This is a genomic window from Luteibacter sp. (genome assembly GCF_051958795.1).
Taxonomy (GTDB): domain Bacteria; phylum Pseudomonadota; class Gammaproteobacteria; order Xanthomonadales; family Rhodanobacteraceae; genus Luteibacter.
This window is the reverse complement of sequence record NZ_JBQCFT010000399.1, coordinates 1-2,203: the sequence shown is the minus strand read 5'-3', so window position 1 is coordinate 2,203 and position 2,203 is coordinate 1. Positions and strand designations below refer to the sequence as shown.

Sequence of the window (2,203 nt, the reverse complement as noted above, 5' to 3'; positions counted from 1 at the left end):
CCTGACCCAGGCCCGCTACGGCATCACCTGGGGCCCGATCGGTGCGGCCCAGGCCTGCCTGAAGGAGGTGCTGGACTATTCGTCGCAGCGCATCCTGTTCGGCCGCCCGCTCTCCGCCAACCAGGCCGTGCAGCTGAAGCTGGCCGACATGGCCCGCCGGATCACGACGGCCCAGTTGCTCTCGCTGCAGCTTGGCCGCCTGAAGGATGCTGCCCACATGCAGCCGACGCAGGTTTCCCTCGCGAAGTGGAACAACGTGCGCATGGCGCTGGATGTCGCCCGTGAGTGCCGTGACATCCTCGGCGGCGCGGGTATTACCACCGAGCATTCGGCGATCCGCCACGCGTTGAACCTGGAATCGGTCATCACCTACGAAGGCACCGAGACCGTGCACCAGCTGGTGGTCGGCCGCGAGCTGACCGGCATCAACGCGTTCTGATCGCGGCGCCATGCAGGGTCCGTGCATTGAAACCGATCGCCTGATCCTGCGACCCACCGCGGCGGAAGATTTCGACGCGTGGGCCGAGTGCATGGCCGATCCGGAAGTGAACCGCTTCCTGGGTGGCCCGCAGCCGCGGGCCATCGCCTGGCGCAATTTCATGACCATGGCCGGTTCGTGGAGCATCCTTGGCTTCGGCATGTTCTCCGTGATCGAGCGCGCATCGGGCCGCTGGGTAGGGCGCCTCGGGCCGTGGGAGCCGGAAGGCTGGCCCGGCCACGAGATTGGCTGGGGCCTGCTTCGTGAGACCTGGGGCAAGGGCTATGCCACCGAAGGGGCGGCGGCCTCGATGGACTGGGCTTTCGAACACCTTGGCTGGAACGAAGTGATCCACTCCATCAACCCGGAGAACCACGCGTCGATCAGCGTGGCGAAAAAGCTGGGTTCCACGTTGCTCGGTCCAGGCACGCTTCCCGCGCCGTTCGAAGGCGATGTGGTCGACCTGTGGGGCCAGTCGCGCGAACAGTGGCTCGCGCACCGTCGTTGATTCGTCTCGCTACCGGAGCATCCTGTGAGCCAGGGCACTGCCATCCCCACCGTGTACGGCCTTCGCGCCTCGGGCAATTGCTACAAGGTGCAGTTGTTGCTCGACCTGCTGGGTCGGCCGTACCGCTGGATCGAGACAGACAGCGCGGCTGGCGCCACGCGCACGCCTGAATTCCTGGCACTCAACCCTAACGGCAAGGTGCCGTTGCTCGTGTTCGACGACGGCCGCCGGCTGGCTGAATCCAACGCGATCCTCTGTTACCTCGCCGAAGGTTCACAGTATCTGCCGGCGGATGCGTGGGAACGCGCGCGCACGCTGCAGTGGCTGTTCTTCGAACAGTACAGTCACGAACCCTGCATCGCCGTGGCACGTTTCGTCCGTCGCTGGTTGCCGGCCGACCATGAGCGCCAGGCCGAAGTGCCAGCGCTGCTCGAGCGCGGCGCACGTGCCCTTGGCGTCATGGAACAGCATTTGGCGAACGAGCCCTTCTTCAGCGGTGGCGCGTTTGGCATCGCCGATATCGCGCTATACGCCTACACCCACTGTGCCGCCGACGGCGGCTTCGACCTCTCCCAGTGGCCGCACATCGGCGCCTGGCTGGAGCGTGTACGCGCCCAGTCCGGTTTCACGCCGATGGTGGCCTGATCCTTCCCCGCAGAGCACGCCATGTCCGTCCCGCATCCCATCGCCGCCCGCCACAAGGGCTTCAATCGCGCAGAGATCGTCGATCAGAACTTCGTCGAATTCGTGCAGTTCTGGCAGGGCGATGTCGCCCGCCCACCTCGTGACGACGAGCCAGTCCTGCCGGGCAGCGCACTCGATGCGAAAGGGTTCCGTGAGCTGCTGGAATCGCAACTGATCAGCCGCCACCTGGACCTGATGGCGCGCGTGCTGCGCGTGCAGAACAAGGTGTTCTACACCATCGGTTCGTCGGGTCACGAGGGCAACGCGATGGTGGCGCGCGCTACCCGCCACACTGATCCGGCGTTCCTGCACTACCGCAGCGGCGGCTTCATGGCCGAGCGCTTCCGCAAGCTGCCAGGCATGGATCCGGTGATGGATTCCGCGCTCTCGTTCGCCGCCAGCAGCGAGGACCCGGCATCGGGCGGCCGGCACAAGGTGTGGGGCAGCAAGCCGTTGTGGGTGCTCCCGCAGACCTCGACGATCGCCTCGCACCTGCCCAAGGCGCTGGGCACGGCCATCGCGATCGAGCAGGG

At 66.2% G+C, this 2,203-nt stretch carries 3 protein-coding genes and 1 pseudogene; all 4 read left to right on the top strand.

Going from position 1 to position 2,203, the window contains the following annotated elements; all coding sequences use genetic code 11:
* The coding region (locus ACTHLF_RS20660) for an acyl-CoA dehydrogenase family protein (protein WP_440330023.1) at window positions 1-439 on the top strand (439 nt) is incomplete at its 5' end.
* A gap of 10 nt (window positions 440-449) precedes the next feature.
* Window positions 450-986 carry a GNAT family N-acetyltransferase gene (locus tag ACTHLF_RS20655; protein ID WP_440330022.1) on the top strand — a complete coding sequence of 179 codons (537 nt, stop codon included), beginning with the start codon at window positions 450-452 and terminating at the stop codon, window positions 984-986.
* 24 nt (window positions 987-1,010) lie between these two features.
* Complete coding sequence (locus ACTHLF_RS20650; protein ID WP_440330020.1) at window positions 1,011-1,631, top strand: glutathione S-transferase family protein; 621 nt, start codon at window positions 1,011-1,013, stop codon at window positions 1,629-1,631.
* Between the two features lie 21 nt (window positions 1,632-1,652).
* Window positions 1,653-2,203: pseudogene (locus tag ACTHLF_RS20645) on the top strand (MFS transporter); the annotation flags it as partial.